Origin of the sequence: Amycolatopsis camponoti, from assembly GCF_902497555.1 — a bacterium.
Taxonomy (GTDB): domain Bacteria; phylum Actinomycetota; class Actinomycetes; order Mycobacteriales; family Pseudonocardiaceae; genus Amycolatopsis; species Amycolatopsis camponoti.
This window is the reverse complement of record NZ_CABVGP010000002.1, coordinates 2755016-2772318: the sequence shown is the minus strand read 5'-3', so window position 1 is coordinate 2772318 and position 17303 is coordinate 2755016. Positions and strand designations below refer to the sequence as shown.

At 73.2% G+C, this 17303-nt stretch carries 25 protein-coding genes; 9 read left to right on the top strand and 16 right to left on the bottom strand.

The features are described 5' to 3' along the window. Positions 1 to 177, bottom strand: coding sequence for a hypothetical protein (locus tag AA23TX_RS49750; protein ID WP_196425641.1), 177 nt, complete (start codon positions 175 to 177; stop codon positions 1 to 3). A gap of 17 nt (positions 178 to 194) precedes the next feature. On the opposite strand from AA23TX_RS49750, the gene AA23TX_RS33310 reads away from it, so the two are divergent. Beyond that, entirely contained in the window at positions 195 to 830 is a 636-nt protein-coding gene (locus AA23TX_RS33310) for a hypothetical protein (RefSeq protein WP_155546683.1), read from the top strand. A gap of 21 nt (positions 831 to 851) precedes the next feature. Here the strand turns inward: AA23TX_RS33310 and AA23TX_RS33305 are convergent, their stop codons facing one another. The 7 genes from AA23TX_RS33305 to AA23TX_RS33275 all read right to left on the bottom strand — a co-directional run bounded on the left by AA23TX_RS33305 (position 852) and on the right by AA23TX_RS33275 (position 6086). Next, positions 852 to 1508, bottom strand: coding sequence for a phosphoribosyltransferase (locus AA23TX_RS33305; RefSeq protein ID WP_155546682.1), 657 nt, complete (start codon positions 1506 to 1508; stop codon positions 852 to 854). A 133-nt stretch (positions 1509 to 1641) separates the two neighbouring features. Further along, positions 1642 to 2388 (bottom strand): GAF and ANTAR domain-containing protein, encoded by a 747-nt coding sequence (locus AA23TX_RS33300; protein ID WP_155546681.1) that lies wholly within the window; start codon positions 2386 to 2388, stop codon positions 1642 to 1644. Between the two features lie 20 nt (positions 2389 to 2408). Further along, positions 2409 to 3155 (bottom strand): GAF domain-containing protein, encoded by a 747-nt coding sequence (locus AA23TX_RS33295; protein WP_155546680.1) that lies wholly within the window; start codon positions 3153 to 3155, stop codon positions 2409 to 2411. A gap of 138 nt (positions 3156 to 3293) precedes the next feature. After that, positions 3294 to 3857, bottom strand: a complete 564-nt coding sequence (locus AA23TX_RS33290; RefSeq protein ID WP_155546679.1) for a sigma-70 family RNA polymerase sigma factor — start codon at positions 3855 to 3857, stop codon at positions 3294 to 3296. 18 nt (positions 3858 to 3875) lie between these two features. Then, positions 3876 to 4478, bottom strand: a complete 603-nt coding sequence (locus AA23TX_RS33285; RefSeq protein ID WP_230862846.1) for a hypothetical protein — start codon at positions 4476 to 4478, stop codon at positions 3876 to 3878. A 103-nt stretch (positions 4479 to 4581) separates the two neighbouring features. Then, positions 4582 to 5046 carry a DUF5994 family protein gene (locus tag AA23TX_RS33280; protein WP_155546677.1) on the bottom strand — a complete coding sequence of 155 codons (465 nt, stop codon included), beginning with the start codon at positions 5044 to 5046 and terminating at the stop codon, positions 4582 to 4584. Beyond that, positions 5043 to 6086: an acyl-CoA desaturase gene (locus AA23TX_RS33275; RefSeq protein ID WP_230862845.1), complete on the bottom strand. Its 1044-nt coding sequence runs from the start codon at positions 6084 to 6086 to the stop codon at positions 5043 to 5045. Before AA23TX_RS33275 ends, AA23TX_RS33280 begins: the two co-directional genes overlap by 4 nt. Positions 6087 to 6279: 193 nt before the next feature. Between AA23TX_RS33275 and AA23TX_RS33270 the strand changes: the two genes are divergently transcribed. The 3 genes from AA23TX_RS33270 (at position 6280) to AA23TX_RS33260 (ending at position 8418) form a co-directional block, all read left to right on the top strand. Then, complete coding sequence (locus AA23TX_RS33270) at positions 6280 to 6732, top strand: DUF6292 family protein (RefSeq protein WP_155546675.1); 453 nt, start codon at positions 6280 to 6282, stop codon at positions 6730 to 6732. Between the two features lie 187 nt (positions 6733 to 6919). After that, entirely contained in the window at positions 6920 to 8053 is a 1134-nt protein-coding gene (locus AA23TX_RS33265) for an AI-2E family transporter (protein ID WP_155546674.1), read from the top strand. Next, on the top strand, positions 8050 to 8418 hold the full coding sequence (locus AA23TX_RS33260) for a hypothetical protein (protein WP_155546673.1): 369 nt from the start codon (positions 8050 to 8052) through the stop codon (positions 8416 to 8418). Before AA23TX_RS33265 ends, AA23TX_RS33260 begins: the two co-directional genes overlap by 4 nt. Positions 8419 to 8455: 37 nt before the next feature. Here AA23TX_RS33260 and AA23TX_RS33255 read toward each other — a convergent pair whose 3' ends face one another. From AA23TX_RS33255 to AA23TX_RS33245, 3 genes are all read right to left on the bottom strand, one after another. After that, positions 8456 to 8902 (bottom strand): STAS domain-containing protein, encoded by a 447-nt coding sequence (locus tag AA23TX_RS33255; RefSeq protein ID WP_155546672.1) that lies wholly within the window; start codon positions 8900 to 8902, stop codon positions 8456 to 8458. Next, entirely contained in the window at positions 8899 to 9252 is a 354-nt protein-coding gene (locus AA23TX_RS33250; protein ID WP_155546671.1) for an HPF/RaiA family ribosome-associated protein, read from the bottom strand. The genes AA23TX_RS33255 and AA23TX_RS33250 overlap by 4 nt, the downstream gene beginning before the upstream one ends. Before the next feature lie 173 nt (positions 9253 to 9425). Then, positions 9426 to 10634 carry an NsdA family TPR-like regulatory protein gene (locus tag AA23TX_RS33245; RefSeq protein WP_500676496.1) on the bottom strand — a complete coding sequence of 403 codons (1209 nt, stop codon included), beginning with the start codon at positions 10632 to 10634 and terminating at the stop codon, positions 9426 to 9428. Positions 10635 to 10770: 136 nt separating this feature from the next. Here AA23TX_RS33245 and AA23TX_RS33235 point away from each other — a divergent pair, with 136 nt between their 5' ends. The 4 genes from AA23TX_RS33235 to AA23TX_RS33220 all read left to right on the top strand — a co-directional run bounded on the left by AA23TX_RS33235 (position 10771) and on the right by AA23TX_RS33220 (position 13712). Then, positions 10771 to 11946, top strand: coding sequence for a carboxylate-amine ligase (locus tag AA23TX_RS33235; protein ID WP_155546670.1), 1176 nt, complete (start codon positions 10771 to 10773; stop codon positions 11944 to 11946). Positions 11947 to 12158: 212 nt separating this feature from the next. After that, positions 12159 to 12506 carry a hypothetical protein gene (locus tag AA23TX_RS33230; protein ID WP_230862844.1) on the top strand — a complete coding sequence of 116 codons (348 nt, stop codon included), beginning with the start codon at positions 12159 to 12161 and terminating at the stop codon, positions 12504 to 12506. Beyond that, positions 12445 to 13146 (top strand): DUF5994 family protein, encoded by a 702-nt coding sequence (locus AA23TX_RS33225; protein WP_338422528.1) that lies wholly within the window; start codon positions 12445 to 12447, stop codon positions 13144 to 13146. The genes AA23TX_RS33230 and AA23TX_RS33225 overlap by 62 nt, the downstream gene beginning before the upstream one ends. Positions 13147 to 13178: 32 nt before the next feature. Further along, positions 13179 to 13712: a DUF1003 domain-containing protein gene (locus tag AA23TX_RS33220; protein WP_230862842.1), complete on the top strand. Its 534-nt coding sequence runs from the start codon at positions 13179 to 13181 to the stop codon at positions 13710 to 13712. Positions 13713 to 13731: 19 nt separating this feature from the next. Here AA23TX_RS33220 and AA23TX_RS33215 read toward each other — a convergent pair whose 3' ends face one another. Next, positions 13732 to 14181, bottom strand: coding sequence for an STAS domain-containing protein (locus AA23TX_RS33215; protein ID WP_155546668.1), 450 nt, complete (start codon positions 14179 to 14181; stop codon positions 13732 to 13734). 378 nt (positions 14182 to 14559) lie between these two features. Here AA23TX_RS33215 and AA23TX_RS33210 point away from each other — a divergent pair, with 378 nt between their 5' ends. Continuing rightward, positions 14560 to 14742, top strand: a complete 183-nt coding sequence (locus AA23TX_RS33210; RefSeq protein ID WP_439328784.1) for a hypothetical protein — start codon at positions 14560 to 14562, stop codon at positions 14740 to 14742. 51 nt (positions 14743 to 14793) lie between these two features. On the opposite strand, the gene AA23TX_RS33205 is transcribed toward AA23TX_RS33210, so the two are convergent. From AA23TX_RS33205 to AA23TX_RS33190, 4 genes are all read right to left on the bottom strand, one after another. Continuing rightward, entirely contained in the window at positions 14794 to 14961 is a 168-nt protein-coding gene (locus AA23TX_RS33205) for a hypothetical protein (RefSeq protein ID WP_155546666.1), read from the bottom strand. Between the two features lie 234 nt (positions 14962 to 15195). Then, positions 15196 to 16182 (bottom strand): Acg family FMN-binding oxidoreductase, encoded by a 987-nt coding sequence (locus AA23TX_RS33200; RefSeq protein WP_230862841.1) that lies wholly within the window; start codon positions 16180 to 16182, stop codon positions 15196 to 15198. A gap of 115 nt (positions 16183 to 16297) precedes the next feature. Further along, on the bottom strand, positions 16298 to 16771 hold the full coding sequence (locus AA23TX_RS33195) for a DUF5994 family protein (protein ID WP_155546665.1): 474 nt from the start codon (positions 16769 to 16771) through the stop codon (positions 16298 to 16300). Beyond that, a complete protein-coding gene (locus AA23TX_RS33190) occupies positions 16768 to 16980 on the bottom strand; it encodes an RGCVC family protein (RefSeq protein WP_196425640.1) in 213 nt (70 codons plus the stop codon). The genes AA23TX_RS33195 and AA23TX_RS33190 overlap by 4 nt, the downstream gene beginning before the upstream one ends. Between the last annotated feature and the right edge of the window lie 323 nt (positions 16981 to 17303).

Below are 17303 nucleotides of genomic sequence, written 5' to 3'. Positions count from 1 at the left end.
TCAGCCGCCGGCTTCGCCGGGGGACGCCGGTGGCGAGGCATCCAGGCGGGCGTGCAGCCGTTCGCGGATCTCGTCCGGGGTGTAGGCCCGCCGCCGGCGTTCCTCGCGCGCGATCACCACCCCGGTCGCGGCGACCCCGACGAGCCCGGCCAGTCCCACTGTCTTCCACCAGCGCATCGGCCTAGGCTACTGCCGTGCCGGGGAACCAGCTGGATCTCGACGAAGCCGTGGCCGTGACGCGCACCGGCGACCTGTGGTTGTTCCGGGGCCGGTCCGCGGCCGACCGCACGATCCGCGTCGTGACGAACAGCCCGGTCAACCACGTCGGCATGGCCGTGGTGATCGAGGACCTGCCGCCGCTGATGTGGCACGCGGAGCTGGGTCGGGCCCTGCCGGACGTCTGGTCCGGGACCCACCAGCGGGGCGCCCAGCTGCACGACCTGCGCCGGGCGGTGCTCGTGTGGGCGGAGAAGTACCACCAGCAGGTCTGGCTGCGCCAGCTCGACCACCCGGTCACCGGGGAAGCGGAGGACGCCGTCCTGCGGACGATCGCGCGGCTGGACGGCACGCCGTTCCCGTCGACCGCTCGCCTCGCGTCGCGCTGGCTCGGCGGCCGGCTGCCTCGTCGCAGGCGGGAGGCCCGGGAGGCCGGTCTCGAAAGCGCTTACTGCGCCGAGATCGTCGCCCTGACCTACGAAGCCATGGGCCTGCTGCCCCGCGACCGCCGGCCGAACTGGTACGACGCGGGCCGGTTCTGGAGCGGTGACGACCTCGAGCTGGCCGGCGGCGCGGCGCTGGGCGACGAAATCGGCGTGCGCCTCCCGAGCTGACTCTTCAGTCCACTGTGGACATCAGTGGCGGACCTCGGTCGGCAGGCGGGGTTCGCGGTGCAGCAGTGCGAGCGCCTCGGTGTCGGCGACCGCGGGGAACTTCCGGTAGCTGTTGCCGACCGCGTGCAGCCAGGGCAGCGGGCGCAGGCAGGCGAACTGGTCCACCTCCCGGGCGAGCCGGTCGACCACGTCGGCCTGGGCGACCGGGACCGCCAGCACGATCCGGCGGACCTGGCGGGCCCGCAGGACGCGGATCGCCGTGTGCGCGGTCGTGCCGGTGGCGGCGCCGTCGTCGGCGAGGACGACCGTGCGGCCGGCGATCGCCGCCGGCGCCACGGTGCGCCGGTAGACGGCGACCTGCCGGGACAGTCCGGCCCGCGCCTCGTCGAGGAGCCGGGCGAGCTCCGCCGGGTCGATGTCGAACCGGCGGATGGCGTCGTGGTCCCAGACGACCAAGCCGCCCTCCCCGACGGCGCCGAGCGTCGTCGGCGGCGGCCCCGCGGCCTCGATCCGGCCGGTGAGCAGGATGTCCAGCGGCGCGCCGAGGACGTCGGCGATCTCGCCGGCCACCACCAAGCCGCCCTCCGACAGGCCGAGCACCACGGAACGGTCGCCGCGCAGTGGTCGCAACCGCAGGGCCAGCCGCTCGCCGGCTTCCCGGCGATCGCGGAACCGCATGGGAACTCCCGGGAGTCGAGGGCCGGTCGGCCGCTTCCAGCATCACGGCACCGCGTCCGGGGCGCGAGGGCCGTTGGTCACCGCCAGGTGGACCGTTCGGCACCCTTTCACCGGTGGCGCAACGGACCCCCGGTCAGTGGGAGTGACTCGTCTCCGCGGGGGCCAGGACGACCGCGGGAGCGAGATCGCGGTCGGCCAGCGCGCGGGCGACGTCGCTGAGCCGGAGGTTGTTCCGCCGGGCGAAGCCGCGCAGGGCCCGGAAGGCCGCGTCCATGCTCAGCTGCCCGCTGACGGCGAGCACACCCTTGGCCTGCTCGATGATCACCCGGCTGTTCAACGCGGTCTGCAGCTGCTCGGAGAGGATCTCCCCCTGGCGCAAGGCTCGTTCGTGGAGGATGCCGATGGTCGCGGTGTCGGCCAGCCCCTGCGCCAGTGCCACGTCGTCCGCCGACAGGTCCCCCGAGTCGTGCCCGAAGAGGTTCAGCGCCCCGATCGTCTGCTTGCGCAGGCGCAGCGGCAGCGCGTGCACCGACGCGAACCCGTCCTTGGCCGCCTCGGCGGCGAACCGCGGCCACCGCACCGCCTGCGCCGCGATGTCGGCCACCAGCACCGGGGTGCTGGTGGTGAAGCACTCGATGCACGGGCCTTCGTCGATGTCGAGCTGGAACAGCTCGAGCAGCCGCGCCTGCTCGGTGGAGGACGCGAGCAGCTGCAAGCCGCCCCGTTCGTCGACCAGTGTCAGTCCGGCCGCGGCGACGTCGAGCAGCTCCACGCACTGCTGCACCAGCGTGTGCAGCAGGTCGGCGACGTCGTAGTCGTCGACCAGCGTGTCCGCCAACGCGACGAACGCCCGGGTCACCTGTCGTTCACGGTCGGCCATGCCCACCATCTCCTGGTTCGTCAGCTGCCTTCATGGTGTACCTCACCGAACTCCTCGTCCAACCGCAGCCGCCCGGCCACGATGTCGGCCGCGATCTCGAGCAGGGAACGTCCGTGCCCGAACGCGTACGCCCGCAACCGGGCCAACGCGGCAGACGCGGGCAGGTCCAGGTGCGCGATCAGCATCCCGGTGGCCTGGTGCACCTCCCGGTACCGCATCCCCGCGCCCTCCATCCACCGCCCGTCCCCGTCGAGCCACAGACCACCTCCGGCGCGCAGTCCCGAGAGGGCGAGCGCGGCGATGTCGGCCACCTGCAGCGCCGTCGACAGCTCGTCCGGGCTCAGCGAGCCCGGCGTCGAACGGTAGGTGTCGAGGGTCGCCACCCGGACCGCCCCGATCTGCACGGGGAACGTGAACAGCGCGGCCACCGGCTGCGCCGCGGCCTCGGCCGCGAACACCGGCCACGCCGGCGGCGGCCCGGCGGCCAGATCGGGCACCAGGACCGGCCCACCGACGGTGAAAGCCTCGAAACACGGCCCTTCACCAAGGGAGAACTGCAGTTCCGCCAGCGCTGTGCTCACCGCGTCACTGGCGTAGACGATCTCGCGGTGCCCGGCATCGGCCATCACCGACACCGCCGCACCGTCCACCGGCAACAGGCGCACACACGCCCGGCACACCCGGCCGACGACGTCGACCCCGCTGCCGGCTCCACCCTCACCCAGCGCGGCCAGCACGCTCGCGCGCAAGACTTCGACCTCAGCCACCGCGTTTCCACATCCAGTTCCGCCCATGTCGGTGCACGTGATCGCCACACCAACTCGGACACAGCCAGGTCCGGATCAGCACCGCTGTCGCGGCCGCGGGCACCCACCCTACCCGCAACCGCCGGCCGGGCCGGGCCATCACGGCACCGGCGCGGCGGTGATGTGCCGGCGCAGCGCGATCAGTGCGCGGTGCTGGCTCACCCGCACCGCGCCCGGGCTGGCGACCCCGAGCACCGCGGCCGTTTCGTGGGCGGACAAGCCGAACAGGACCCGCAGGACCACGACGTCCCGCTGCTGCGGCGCCAGGAGGTCGAGCAGGTCGCGCAGCCGTTGCCGCCGCTCGAGGTCTTCGACGTGGCGAAGCGGGCCACGCTGCCGGGAGGGTTCCGGAGCGAACTCCGGAACGGGGACGCTGACGTCGGCACCGCGGCGCCGGTGCGCATCGACCACCTTGTGCGCGGCGACGCCGTAGACGAAGCCCATGAACTCGCCGGCACCGTGCCGGTAGCCCGGCAGCGCGCCCAGCACGCCGATCAGGACCTCCTGCGCGCAGTCGTCCGCGTCGCTGTCGCGGTGCCACCGGTCCCCCAGCCGGGCCCGGCAGTACTGCAGCACACCCGGGTGCAGCAGACCCAGCAACGCGCTCGTCGCGGTGCGGTCGCCCGACACCGCCGACGCCAGGAGCGTGCCGTCGACCCGCATGGTGTCCTCCCCGGCCGGTCAGCTTCCCGTGGTCAGGTACGGACCGGGATCGCTGCCGGCCCGGGCGCCGCTGTCGAGCCAGCGCAGGAACCCGCGGCGGTCGCGACGTTCGATCTCGTCGAGGAAGTCCTGCCGGCGCTGGACGACACGCCGTCGGGCCGGCTCGTCGGTGGCGAGGAGCAGGAGGAAGTAGCTGCGCCGCCACGCCACGCACAGGTCGTCGGTGGCCATGTCGGCCACCGGGACGGGTGGCACGGGGCGCCGGACCGAGCGGTCGTGGGGCTCGGGTGCGGTGGACGGCGCAGCACGGTGGCGATAGCCGGCCCCCAGCCCGCCGGCGACGAGCAGGACCAGGACGGTCGCGGTCAGGGCGCCGCCCACCGTGGCGAGCAAGCCGGCGAGGACCAGGCACGCCGTGACGAACGCCGCCGCCGCCGCAGCGCCCACCGGGAGGTCGGGCCCATTCGCCGCATCTCGCCCGCGCCGGAGCCGCGAAGCGCCGAAAGCGACGAGGATTCCCGCGCCGGCTCCCAGCAGGATCCAGCCGAACAGGACGTCCCCCGGCAAGGTCAGGGCACCGATCGCGGCCAGGGCACTGACGGGACCGATGAGAACGGCCACCGCCCTACGTCCCACCATCGTGCGCCTCACCGTCCGGGCCGGGCGTCGGCTGCGAGCCGTGCCGCGAAACAGGATCGCCGAGGTCTGGGGCGTCGTGCCCAGTCTAGACCTCGGCGCCCGGCAACGCGGGTTCGCTACCCGTTTGCCCGCGCCGGCGCCCGCTCCGCGCGGCGAGGAGGTCATCGGGACTTGCCGTGTCGTCCGGGTCCGCGGCGGTCCTCAGGACGGTGGTGGCGGTGTCCTGCGGGGTGCCGGGTGCGATGACGAGCAGGGTCAGGCGCCGCTGCTGGGTGCCGATGAGGGTCAGGGTGTGCGCCGGCATGGCGTGGAACCCTTCCAGCCGCACGAGGTGGCCGTCCACCACGAGTTTGCGGTGGGTGAGCTCCCAGCCGTCGCCCAGCGGGTAACCGATCCGCTCGACCTGGCCGACCTGGTCGCGCGCCGCCGTGATCAGGTCGGCGAACTCGACGCCGGCTTCGCGGGAGCGCGGCCACCACGCTCCGTCGACGTACCCGCCGCCGGCCGCCGGTTTCCGCTGCAGCCGGACCTCGTCGCGAACGGCGGTCATGACCGGCTCCCACGGCCGGGGTGCTGCCGTGCCGGCGTCTCGGTGAGCAGTCCGCGCTTCAGCCTGCCGAACCCGCGGGGGGCCGCGCTGTAACCGGGATTGAGCTTGCGGGCCAGGTGTTCGGCCCTCGGCCAGCGGACGTCGGTGGCCCAGCCGAGCTTCTCGAACAGCCAGATCAGCCGCGCGGACATGTCCAGCTGGCCACGGCGGACGCCGTGGCGGGCGCCGGTGGGGTCGGCGTGGTGGGAGTTGTGCCAGGACTCGCCCATCGAGGCGATGGCCAGCGGCCAGAAGTTCGCGGACTTGTCGCGGGCGGCGTAGGGCCGTTCGCCGATCAGGTGGCACAGGGAGTTCACCGACCAGGTCACGTGGTGCAGCACCGCCACCCGCACCAGGCCGGCCCAGAAGAACGCGGTCAGCGCACCCCACCAGGACAGCGTCACCAGGCCGCCGATCAGTGCCGGGGAGAGCAGGGTGACGACGGTGAGCGCGGGGAACCAGCCGTCGATCCGGACGATGTCGCGGTCGGCGAGCAGATCGGGCGCGAACCGCTGGGCGTTGGTCTTCTCGCGGTCGAACAACCAGCCCATGTGGGCGTGCCAGAACCCCTTCGCGAGCGCGGCGGCGGAGGTGCCGTAGCGCCAGGGCGAGTGCGGGTCGCCGTCGCGGTCGGCGAAGGCGTGGTGACGGCGGTGGTCGGCGACCCAGCCGATCACCGGGCCCTGCATGGCCATGCTGCCCGTGACCGCGAGCGCGATCCGCAGGCCGCGGCCGGCCTTGAACGCGCCGTGGGTGAAGTAGCGGTGGAACCCGATCGTCACCCCGAGCCCGGTCAGGAAGTAGAACCCGACCGTCAGGGCGACGTCGGTCCAGCCGAGGCCCCAGCCCCACGCGAACGGCACCGCCGCGGCCAGCGCGAGCAACGGCACCACCGCGAACAGCTTGACCAGAAGGGTTTCGGTGCGGGACTTTTCGCCCGCGAGCATCGGCTCGGCGGCCTTGGGCGACCGGGTCGGCGGGCGTTCCAGTGTGTGGGTCATTTCCATCGCTCTTTCCGTGGCACGGCCAGTCGCCAGGGTCCGGAGCGATCGAAGCTGCAAGAGGCCCGTGGAAGTGATGGGCGGCAAGAGCAGCCACCACCCATAACGAACGAACCGAGGGAAAGGTTCCCCCGGCACGACCGGTACGTCGCCCGCCCGGCACGCCGGGCGGCGGCCGCCTAGCGTGGCGGGCATGGAGCATGCCGAACCCGACACCCGAACCCTGGAACGCAGCCTCGGCGAGTACGTGCGCGCCGTCGCGGCCGCGGTCGGCGTCCCGGACGAGAGCACGACGGTGGAGATCAGCGACACGGCCACCGCCTACCTCGGGCTGCCCCGGCGCTGGCTCGACCGGCCCGACCACGACGTCATGCTGGTGTGGAGCGAACGGCGCGGCTGGTCGCTCGCGGTGGAAACCGACCCCGCCGAAGCCGCGGTGGTCCTCGCGTACCAAGGCGGCGGCGACCTCGTGCCGGACCCGGACGCGGTCGCGCGGTTCGTCGCCGACACCGCCGCCGGGCGCCACACCGGCCAAGAGCGTCCCGCGCCGGTGGCTGCCGGGACCCGAAGGTCGCTGGCCGAGCAGCTGAGGCCCTACCTCCGCGACGTCCCCGAACCGGATTCGCCTCGCCCCGCGGGCGGCTGACCGCGGGGCACACCCGGCCGGGGAAACGAAAGCGCGCTGGGAGCCCGCCGGCAGTAGGATCGGAGCGCGGCTTCCCGAGCGTCCGGACCCTGCTCTCGCGACGGCCGGCAGTATCGCCGGCCCCGGCCATCCCCCACCAGGAGCAGGATCTTCATGTTCGCAACACAACCCGCCGCGCGCTGATCCGATGCCGGCTCCCGACTCTTCCCCGGTACCGTACGGGCTCCGCGTCGCGGCCGCCGTCGCCTGGCGCGCCCTGGTCGTCGCGGCCGCCCTGACGGTCGTGGGTTTCCTGGCCGTCAAGCTGGCCTCGGTGCTGGTCCCGGTCGCCGTCGCGCTCCTGCTGGCGGGCCTGTTCTCCCCGGCCGTTTCCTGGCTGGTGGGCAAGAAGGTCCCCCGCGGGCTGGCGGCCGCGATCGTGCTGGTCGGGGGAATCGCCCTGGCCGGCGGCGTGGTGACGTTCGTGGTCATCAGCGTCACCGTCGGCATGCCCGCGCTGATCGACCAGGTCACCGCGAGCCTGACCGACCTGAACACCTGGCTGAAGACCGGGCCGCTGCACCTGAGCCAGGGCCAGCTCGACGAGATGCTCGGCAACCTGACCGCCATGCTCGGCCGGAACAAGTCGGCGATCGCCTCGGGCGCCCTCACCACGGCGGTGACCGTGGGCGAACTGCTCGCCGAAGCCCTGCTCGTCGTGTTCTGCTTGATCTTCTTCCTCGCCCAGGGCCGCGTGATCTGGGTGTTCGTGCTGCGGGCCGTCCCGGCCCGCGTGCGCGACCGCGTCGACGCCGCCGGGCGCAGCGGGTTCACCACCCTGGCGCACTACATCCGCGGCACGGCGGCCGTCGCGCTCGTCGACGCCGTCGGCATCGGCCTCGGCCTGGTGATCATCGGGGTCCCGCTGGCGGCTCCGTTGAGCGCGCTGGTCTTCCTCGGCGCGTTCGTCCCGGTCATCGGCTCGGTGATCGCGGGCGCGATCGCCGTCCTCGTGGCCCTGGTGACCAACGGCGTGTGGGCCGCCGTCATCGTGCTCGCCGTCGTCGTCGGTGTCATGCAGCTCGAAAGCCACGTCCTGCAGCCACTCCTGCTCGGGCGCGCCGTCCGGCTTCATCCCCTCGCTGTGGTCCTCGCCCTCACCATCGGGCTGGTCACCGCCGGCATCGTGGGTGCCCTGCTCGCCGTGCCCCTGCTCGCCGTCTTCAGCTCGGGCGTGCGCAGCCTGGCCACCCGGCCGGAGAACCACTCGCCCGGGCGAACCGCGCCCGGGACTACCCGTTCTAGTGTGGAAGACCGCGCCCCGGACCCCGGCGAAGCATGACGGCGTACTCCGTGCGCCGCGAGCGAAGGCTGGCACCGGTGGACGACGAGCAGACCGATGCGTACCCGGCGGGACGGACCACGGGGAGCGCGAACCGGACCTGGCCCACGCGCCACGGCGGTGGGTACCCACCCGGGTGGGTCGTCCGCTACCGCTACCGCCACCGCGCCTCGCGCGCGGCCCCGGCGTGGCGCGAAAACGTCGGGACCGTCGCGGGGCACAGCCTGCGCGACGAGCACACCAGCACCACCTGGGTGCCCATCCGCCGGCAGGGGTCCGCCTCGGACGAGCAGATCAGCCTGGTGCGGGCCACCGACATCCTCGACGCCCGGCCACCCGGTTCCGACGAGCGGACCGGGAACTGAGCCGTCCCTTTCCGGCAGGTGAAACCGGGTTCCGGCGTCAGCCGGTGTCCGCCGCCGCCCACAGCGGCGCCGCGATGGCCGCTGCCCGCGAGGTGTGGACGACCAGGCGTTCATCGGTGCGAGTGAGCCGCAGCGGCCGCCAGGTCGCGCGCGTCGTGGCGACCAGCCGCACATCGGTGCCCGGGGAGGCCCGGCGGTGGGCGTCGAGCAGCACCTCCAGCCCAGCGGCGTTCAGGAACCGCACGAGCGACAGGTCCACGACGATCCGCCGCGGCGCCCGGCCCAGGTTCGCGTCCAGGACGTCGTGCAGCATCGGCGCCGTGCCGAGGTCGACGTCCCCGTCCACGGCGACGACCAGCGTCTCGCCGAGCCGCTCCACGGTGATCGTCAAATCCTGGTACCGGTGACCGGCGACCGGCGCGCGCGGGAAGTCGATGACGACGGAGGGCACGATCGGCGCACACTGTCCACGGTGCACGGTCATGACCCGGCACGCCCGCCCTGGTGCCGGATGGAGTCCCCGCCCTTGTGGTGGTCGGTCCGCCCGTACACACCTTCGAGCACGCTCTCGAGTTTGTGCACGGCACCCCGGCACGCCTCGGCGACCGAACCCGCGTGGTGGCTGACGGCCACCGTCCGCCGTCCGACCGGCCGGGCCTCGAGCACGCAGCGGCGGTCCGGTCCGTCGGTGGCGGATTCCTCGCTGAAGTGGACCTCCAGCCGCGTGATGTGGTCGCTGAACCGCGACAACGTGGCGGCCAGCTCTCCCTCGAAGTGCCGGAGCAGCTCTTCGCCACCGGCCACGGCTCGGTCCGTGCTGATCTGGATCTGCATGTGTTGTCCTCTCGCCGACCGGCCGGCCCGGGTCTGCGCGACGCGGGCGTCCGGCCTCCGACCACCGTGTCCACTCCGGCGACGGTCTGCCCAGAGTCGCCCGCCCCCGGCCCGAGGGCCGAAGGAACCTTTCTCGCGTCCACCGCACTGCCGTGACGCCCGGCCGGTCGGGCTCAGCCGGCCGGGACGTCCCCGGGTTCCGCCTGGAACTCGGCGATCCGGGTCAGCAGTTCCCCGCCGGCCCGGCTGCTCGAGCGGTCCCGGAGCGCGGCCTCCAGCGGCCGCAAGCGCCCCTTTGCGCGCACCGACCGGATCGCGCGTGCGAGGCTGATGGCCTCCGTCCCCACGCGCGCGGCCGCCTCGGTGTCGCGCCCGAGGGTGTGGGCGAGGGCGAGCATGATCTGGGTCAGCGAACGGCTTCTGCTCATCTCCGGCCCGTAGGCGGCCACCGCGTCGTCGAGGAACGGGATCGCGAGGACCGCGTGGTAGCGCCCCACGGTACGGCCGAGCTCGACCCGGACCGTTCCGGTCATGGCGGCGAGATCGTTCGCGTCGAAGAACCGCGTCCAGGGCGCCGCGGACGCGTCGCCGGGGAACGCGTCGATCGCCTGGCCCAGGTGCCGCAAGGCGGCGGACTCGTCCGCCCGCATCGCCCAGGCCCACGCCTGGTTGATCGACAGGATGGCCCGCGCCCGGGCCGACGCCCCCCGCACCGCCGCGTCCTGCCCACGAGCGAACTCCGCCAGCGCGTCGTCGACCGAGCCGCGGTGCAGGTGCAGCCGACCGCGCCGGTAGCTGACGTTGGCGAGCAGATCGTGGTCCCCGGCTTCCCCGGCCAGCTCCGCCGCCACGTCGAACGATCGGAGGGCCGCCCCGTCGCGACCGGAGTCGAACTCCGTCCACGCCAGCAGGTTGTGCAGGTCGGCCAGACCACGGCAAAGCCGTCGCCGCAGCCGCGGCGGAACGGATCCCTCGCGCAGCAGAACCGTCCACGAGGCGAGTGCGGCGAGCGGGGCGTGGCAGTACCCGCCGCCGTACCGGTAGTCCAGGGCGCGGAACGCGCGGGTCGTCGCCTCGAGCGCTTCGAGATCGCTCACCTCGACCCGGAACGGCAGTGGTTCGCCGCGCGCGGCGGTGGTCATCGACGATTCCTCGGTAAGGACACGGGCGCGAAAAGCACGGAAATACCGACCATCGCAGCGCCTCCGTTTCCAGGTGTGACTGGATGCACCACCAGGGTCCGGAGCGTCAACCGATTTTAGCCGATCGTGAGCGCCACGAACCCACCGGACGGGTAATGCCGAAAGATTCTTTTTGAAAGGGCGGGAACATTCACGTGCATCCGCTGGAACACAAATGGGAAATGCGGAGGGCCGCCCCATCGTCTTGCGCACTCCGGGTCCGTCCGCCGCCGGTCCCGCGGAAGGGCCGAAAGTTCCCCGATGGGTGACCTGAGGCCCTACGCGGGACCGGGTGAGCCGGTGAGACTGGCGATCCACCGAGGGACGGAGCCCGGCCGTGCACGTGCGACTTTCCCTGCCGGAAAGGAACGATCTGACCCTCGGCGTGGAGGAGGAGTTCATCCTCGCGGACCCGGCGACCGGTGGGGTGGCGCTCGCCGCGCCCCGGGTGCTGGAGCTGCTCGACGGCGAACCCGCCGTGATGCCGGAGTTCCTGCGGTTCCAGATCGAAACCGCCACCGGGATCCACACCGGCCTCGACGAAATCCGGGCGGAGCTGCTCGGGTTGCGCCGGCTCGTGGCCGACGCGGCCGGTCGCGCCGGCTGCCTGGTGCTGGCGTCCGGGACACCCCCTTGCGGCGACCTGCCGGGCCTGCCCGGCGTCACCGCCGAACCCCGCTACCGCGCGCTGGCCGCCCGATATCCCGCGCTCCTCCCGGAAGCCGGCACGTGCGCCTGCCACGTGCACGTCGGCATCCCGTCCCCGGCACTCGGCGTCCGGGTCCTGGCCGGCCTGCGGCCCTGGCTCGCCCCGCTCCTCGCCATCAGCGCCAATTCGCCGCTCGCCCACGACGCGGACTCCGGGTGGGCCAGCGGGCGGTACCCGCTGTGGTCGCGCTGGCCGACCGCGAACCCGCCCCTGGACTGGCCGGACGCGACCGCCTACGCCGCGAGCGTCGACGGCGCGGTACGCCGTGATGAGGCGTTGGACGCGAACGGGGTCTACTACTACGCCCGGCTCTCACCGAAGTACCCGACGGTCGAGATCCGCATCGCGGACGTCGGCTTGACGGCCGAAGACGCCGTGCTGCTCGCCGGGCTGATCCGCGCCCTGGTGGTCACGATCCTCGCGGAGGCCCGGGCCGGCGTCGCGCCGCGGCCGGTGCGGACCGCGCCGGTCGTCGCATCGCTCACCGCCGCGGCCCGCGGCGGCTACCCCGGCCCAGGCATCGATCCCTGCACCGGCCGGGTCCTCCCGAACCACGTGCTCGTCGGCCGGCTCCTGGACTACGTCCGGCCGGCCTTGGAGGCCACCGGGGACTTCGCGACGATCGAGCGGCAGCTCGCCGCGGTGCGGGCCGGGGAAACCGGCGCGGCACGCCAACGCGCGCTGTTCGCGGAGACCTGCTCACCGGCCGCGCTCGTGGCGGAGCTGGCCTCGACGACTCTTGCCGGGAGCGGCGGCTCCCGCCCGGTGCCGGGGCGACGACCGGTGCCCGTCCACGACGGCTGAGCCGGCTCCGGGGACGACCTCGGTCCGCGGCAGACCGATCTCGCGCGCCGACCGGACCCGCAACCGTCGCCTCCATTCGAGGTCCCCCGTCCGGGGGATTCAACCCTGGTGGATGGCGTAGGACGCCTAGGCTGTCCGGACCGCCCCAGACCTCGGCGTGCCCGCCGTTCCCCGCACCGCGCGGAACGCACCCACGGCCGAGGAGGAGACGGATGACTGCCGGGAACCCGGACCGCGACGTGCCGGCTGACGACGTCACTCCCTTCCCGCCTCGGCGCCAGATCGCGTTCAGCGTCGGGAGCTGGCGCGTCACCTACGCCGGCCCGGATCCCCGCTCGCCGCGGACCGGCAGCCTCGCCGGCCGGCCCGAGTTCGGCCCCGGAGGGGCCCGCGTCCCCATCGTCGCCGACGACGGCCCCGCGACCTCGGTGCGCTGGGTCGACGACCGGGACATCATCGCCGTGACCGCGCAACCGGCCGGCGAACCACCGGTCCCCGATGCCCCCGAAGATCACGTCTCGCAGCTGGGCGAGCCGCGAAATGCGCCGCGACAGGTGTAGAATCCGAGGTACCGAGAGCATTTCGCGCGTCGGCGGCAGAGCCCGCGCCGTCCTCGGTTGCCCTCCACATCGATCACCGCGATCGGGACGGGACAGCGGCATGACGCCGGAATCGCCCACCAGAACCGGAACGCCCTCCGCGCGACCGCGTCGAGGTACCCCTCCCGCCCCCAGGCTGGGGTGGAAACCGCAGGGCGGGCCGGCTGGTCACGTCGACGGCGGCTGGTGGCCGCGGTCGCGTGATCTCGCGGCGGAACTGCCGGGGCTGGCCGCGGTGCTCACGGCCCGGATGGGCTACCTCACCAGGGTGGCGTACACCGTGTCCGAATGGGACGGTGCGCCGCGGCGGATGGAGATCGGCGGCCACGTCGTCCGGCTCGACGGTCTCCTCGACCGGGACGGCCACGTTCTGTCGATCACCGGCTCGGAACCGGATCAGCTCACGCTCCTCGTCGTTCCCCCGGAGGCGGCGGACCCGGCGGGCCACCGAGCGCTGACGACCGCGTCCCGTCGCGGCAACACCGACCGGCCCGCGGACATCCTGGCCGCGAGCGGGGCCCTCGTCGCTCCGGCGGCACCCCGGCTCCACCCCGACACCAGCGAAGACGGCTGGGAAACCGAAGGCGGGCAAGTCTCCTGACCTCCCCCGCCGAACCACGGAACACGAGACCGATGACCGAAGCCGATACCGGCCCGGGCACCCCGAGGCACAACCGGAACGGGCCGATGAACGTCCGAAAAGGACACAAGCGCGAGTTCCGCTCCCCCGCCAATCGGCATCGGTACGAGCACCGGACCGCGGGTGCACGGATCGCCGACCGGGTCACCGCTTCGTTCGGCTCGTGGCCGTTCATCGTCGGGCAGAGCGTGATCGTGCTGCTGTGGATCGGGCTCAACCTCGTGGCCTGGGCGGGCGGCTGGGACCCGTACCCGTTCATCCTGCTGAACCTCGTGTTCTCCACCCAAGCCGCCTACGCGGCCCCGTTGCTGCTGCTGTCGCAGAACCGGCAGGCCGAACGCGACCGGATCGAAGCCGAGCACGACTTCCGCGTCGACCAGCTCGCCCTGCAGTACCTGTTCGCCTGGCACCGGGACGCCCACGGCCCCGACTGCGACTGCGTCCAGAAGCTCGGCCCCGCCGTCGACACCGTCCTCGCCCGGCTGGCCGACGACGTGATCGCACGCGAAGCGACGGCGAACCCCTAGGGCGGCCGGAAACCGGGGGTCACGCGCGTGGCTCCCCGAACCCGGGAGCGGCGACGGCGGCCGCCCGCGAGCTGTGGATGACCAGGGTCTCGTGCAGCCGGGCGATCCGCAACGGCCGCCACGTCGACCGCGTCGCCGCCACGACGCGCAGATCGGTCCGCGGGCCGGCCCGCCGGTGGCAGGCGACGAGCACTTCGAGGCCAGCCGAACTCAGGACGCGGACCCGCGCGAGGTCCACCACGAGCCGCTGCGGGCACCGGCGCAGGACCAGGTCGAGGACCCGGTCGACCTCGGGTGCGGTGTAGGAGTCGAATTCGCCGTCCAGGGCCAGGATCGCGGTGCGGCCGATCAGCTCTTCCCCCAGCCTCAGCCCCGGCGACGGCGCCCGGCGTGTGCCGAACACGAGCGGTACCACCGGTTCCGGTGCGAAGTCGGGGCCACGGCGGATGGTCAGCGCGCTGAGCTTCATGGGTTCGCTCCAGGCATCACCGTCCGGCTCCCGCCACCTCGGGCGCGAGCGCGGGCGTCCGGTCGTCGCAAGCGCGGGGACCGGGCACTTCGGCGCTGTGCCGAGCGTACCGCGCCCGGCCGGGCCCGCCGGTTCACCGCAAGCCCGCTTCGGCATCGCGGGCGCCCGGGCAGCGGTACCCACCCGTTCGCCGAGGTCCCGAGCGGGCCGGGCGGGCTATCCTCGGTGGTGTCCGCCCCGGACCTCGGCGGTGCCACCCCGAAGTGGCCGGACCGGGCGGAGGGCTGTGATGATCAACGCGACACCGGGCACACCGGGTCACCGGCGAGCGGAGCCGAGCGCTCCCTTCGTGTCCCCACGCCGATGAGGCAGCCGAAGGTGGCCCCGCGCAGGGAGCCGGACCCCTTCGCGCTCAGCCCCGAGCAACGCCGGCGTGGTGCCCGCGTGGTCGCGTCGTCGGCCGACGACGCCGGCGACTGCGCCACGCTGCTCGCCATCCTCGGGCTGGATCCCGCCGACGGCCTCACGGCGCCGGACGACGAGCCGCCCGTCCCGGACTGAACCGACATCGGTCAGCCCGCCCGGGGTCGGCGAGCCGGACCCGCGCGGCCGTCACGGTGTCCCCTCCCGGACGACGAGGTCACCGGCCACGGCGCGGATCCGTCCGATCATCAGGAGCGCCTGCGCATCCGTGAACAGGCCCTGCCGGGCGAGATCGATGATGGCGGTCACCGCGCTGCGGTGCGGCTCGGCGATTCCCGCGAGATCAACGGATGCCATGGTGTGCTCTCCTCGGTCGGCTGGTCGTCGCGCCGGGTCCGGGGCACTCACCACGCACTCTACGCGCCGGGTCCCCATCTCGAAGGCGCGGCGTTCGAGGAGGCCTCGTCACGCGGTACGCCCGCTCGTCACGGTGCACGCCTGGAGCGACGTCACCGAGGAAGACTTCTCCGACACCAGCCGGATTCACGCCGCAGCGGATGGCGGTGGAGATCCCGGCCGCCACCTCCCCTCTCACCTCACGGGAGCATCCGGGGTGACGCGGCCGGTCAGCACGTCGGCCACGGCTCGTCGTGCCGTCGTCGCCGTCGTCTGGCCGTAGCCGATGCGCAGCAGCGTGTGGACCTGCCCGTGGCCGTCGAAGATCCGGTCGAGCGCTTCCCGGGTCTGCGGTGTCTCGAAGGGCTGGGAGAGGAACGAGGTCGCCAAGCCCGCCGCGGTGGCGGTGAGGAGCACGTGCTGCATGGCCATCCCGGCCCGGACCTCGGCGTGCGGACCGCGGTCCCGCGTGAGGACGGCGGCCAGCAGCGGGTCCTGCTCGAACTCGCGCGGCGGCAGCTCCTGGTTGGCGTGCGAGGCGCGCAGCGACACCGCTCTGGACCCGTACGGCGGAGGCCCGGAGGCGCTCGCCGGCACGCCGTCCGGGGCCGCGGTATCGCGGCGCATCCAGGACGCGGTCTCGGCCCGGAACGCGAGATCGTTCTCCTGCAGCGCTTCGGCACGACGCACCAACGTCGTCACGGTGGAAAAGTGTCCGGCCTCGTCGAGGTACTCCACCTGCCCGCCTTCTTGCAGCGCGGCCGACTTCAGCGCGACGCGCGCGACGGGCGGCACCAGCCTCTCCAGGAAGGGCCTGCGGTTGGTGTGCCGCCGGAACACGGCCGCGGCGAGATCGCGGTCGGTCTGCGTCACCTTCCGGTTGCCGTCGAGCCGGATCACGGCCAGGAGGTCGGGCGCGTCCGGATCCGGGATCGTCCGGACGGTCGTCGCGATCCCGTCCGCTCCCAGGTGGACAGCCGCGTTGAACGCGGCCGCGCCACAAGACAGCCGTGCTTCGCGCGCGAGCGGATCCGCCACCGCGAGCACGCGCTCGCGATCCAGCCACACCTCGATCGCTTCGCCCTCGAGCACGAACCGCCAGGGCTGGGTGTTGTGCGGAGACGGTGCGCGGACGGCCGAGGCGAGGGCCTGCTCGAACATCGTCGGGTGCGGTCGGCTCATCGCGCGCTCCGGACGTCGGGACTCTGTATCACTCCAGCATCGCGGACGGCGGCCGCCCCGCGCGCCGGCCGTTGGTCACCGGCGACCGGGACCTATGGCCCATGGGCGATGGCGCTCAAGCCGTCCCGGTGGACGGCTCGAGGGCTCCGCTGGTGGTCAGGATCAGCTCGGCGGACCCCACCGCGTCCGGCGCGGCGGCCGCTTCCAGCGCTCGTTCCGCCGCGGCCGGGTCGGCGCGGGCCGGTACCACCAGCAGGGTCAACCGGCGGATGTGCGGTCCGATCACGACGATCGTGTGCCGATCCAGGCCGAAGAACCCCGCCAGCCGGACGAAACCGCTCTCGGCCGCGAGCGTCCGGGGAGCCAGATCCCACACACCCGGGTTGAAGCCGATCCGGTCCACCGGGCCGGAGTCCGCGGCGAGCGCGGTGACCAGGGCGCTGAACTCCGCGACCGGCTCCCGCGAGCGTGGCCACCAGGCGCCGTCGAAGCAGCCCTTGACCGCGCCCGGCGGTTTCACCCGCAGCCGCTGCTCGACGGCCGGCGAGCCGACCACGGGCCTCGCGGCGCTCTCCGACAAGAACGTCATTTCCGGACGCGCATCGCGGCGGTGGCTTTTTCCGGTCCACCGGAACAGACGCAGCCGCGGGTGAACGCGCCCGCCTGCGTCGCCGTGCAGAATCGGCGCGCGATCACGTCGTGCGATCCGGCGGGATGGGGACACACCGCACAGGCGGTCACCACCGGATCGCCGATTTCCGCGACGGCCACGCCCGATTCGACATCGATGCTCGACATACCGGATTCTCCTTTTCAGATGGCCGACCACACGGGCGCGGTCCGCTGATCAGACGAGAAAAGTCAGGATTCGCTGGATATTCCGGCTTCGGATCCCAGTTTCACCGAATACGCCGAGGTCCGGGACGATACCTCCATCTTACGCGCCGTGCCGGCCATCCCCGCACTCCGGTCCGGGCCGCCGAACGCCCCTCGAAAAAAGGTCACACGACTCTAGGCCCGGACCGCGTGAGGAAACAGAGTCGCTGCATGACCTCGGCGTCGCCCCGGACGCGAGCGAGGACGTACCGCGGCCGCTCCCGGCTGCCGGGTGCGGCCGCCGA

Coding starts and splice junctions, on each gene's coding strand:
- AA23TX_RS49750 (WP_196425641.1), bottom strand. CDS start 177: ATGCGCTGGTGGAAGACAGTGGGACTGGCCGGGCTCGTCGGGGTCGCC.
- AA23TX_RS33200 (WP_230862841.1), bottom strand. CDS start 16,182: ATGAGCCGACCGCACCCGACGATGTTCGAGCAGGCCCTCGCCTCGGCC.
- AA23TX_RS33255 (WP_155546672.1), bottom strand. CDS start 8,902: ATGACCGTGCACCGTGGACAGTGTGCGCCGATCGTGCCCTCCGTCGTC.
- AA23TX_RS33250 (WP_155546671.1), bottom strand. CDS start 9,252: ATGCAGATCCAGATCAGCACGGACCGAGCCGTGGCCGGTGGCGAAGAG.
- AA23TX_RS33190 (WP_196425640.1), bottom strand. CDS start 16,980: ATGTCGAGCATCGATGTCGAATCGGGCGTGGCCGTCGCGGAAATCGGC.
- AA23TX_RS33230 (WP_230862844.1), top strand. CDS start 12,159: ATGACTGCCGGGAACCCGGACCGCGACGTGCCGGCTGACGACGTCACT.
- AA23TX_RS33275 (WP_230862845.1), bottom strand. CDS start 6,086: ATGACCCACACACTGGAACGCCCGCCGACCCGGTCGCCCAAGGCCGCC.
- AA23TX_RS33215 (WP_155546668.1), bottom strand. CDS start 14,181: ATGAAGCTCAGCGCGCTGACCATCCGCCGTGGCCCCGACTTCGCACCG.
- AA23TX_RS33245 (WP_500676496.1), bottom strand. CDS start 10,634: ATGGGGCGGCCCTCCGCATTTCCCATTTGTGTTCCAGCGGATGCACGT.
- AA23TX_RS33290 (WP_155546679.1), bottom strand. CDS start 3,857: ATGCGGGTCGACGGCACGCTCCTGGCGTCGGCGGTGTCGGGCGACCGC.
- AA23TX_RS33300 (WP_155546681.1), bottom strand. CDS start 2,388: ATGGCCGACCGTGAACGACAGGTGACCCGGGCGTTCGTCGCGTTGGCG.
- AA23TX_RS33205 (WP_155546666.1), bottom strand. CDS start 14,961: ATGGCATCCGTTGATCTCGCGGGAATCGCCGAGCCGCACCGCAGCGCG.
- AA23TX_RS33225 (WP_338422528.1), top strand. CDS start 12,445: ATGCCCCCGAAGATCACGTCTCGCAGCTGGGCGAGCCGCGAAATGCGC.
- AA23TX_RS33280 (WP_155546677.1), bottom strand. CDS start 5,046: ATGACCGCCGTTCGCGACGAGGTCCGGCTGCAGCGGAAACCGGCGGCC.
- AA23TX_RS33195 (WP_155546665.1), bottom strand. CDS start 16,771: ATGACGTTCTTGTCGGAGAGCGCCGCGAGGCCCGTGGTCGGCTCGCCG.
- AA23TX_RS33270 (WP_155546675.1), top strand. CDS start 6,280: ATGGAGCATGCCGAACCCGACACCCGAACCCTGGAACGCAGCCTCGGC.
- AA23TX_RS33260 (WP_155546673.1), top strand. CDS start 8,050: ATGACGGCGTACTCCGTGCGCCGCGAGCGAAGGCTGGCACCGGTGGAC.
- AA23TX_RS33305 (WP_155546682.1), bottom strand. CDS start 1,508: ATGCGGTTCCGCGATCGCCGGGAAGCCGGCGAGCGGCTGGCCCTGCGG.
- AA23TX_RS33220 (WP_230862842.1), top strand. CDS start 13,179: ATGACCGAAGCCGATACCGGCCCGGGCACCCCGAGGCACAACCGGAAC.
- AA23TX_RS33265 (WP_155546674.1), top strand. CDS start 6,920: ATGCCGGCTCCCGACTCTTCCCCGGTACCGTACGGGCTCCGCGTCGCG.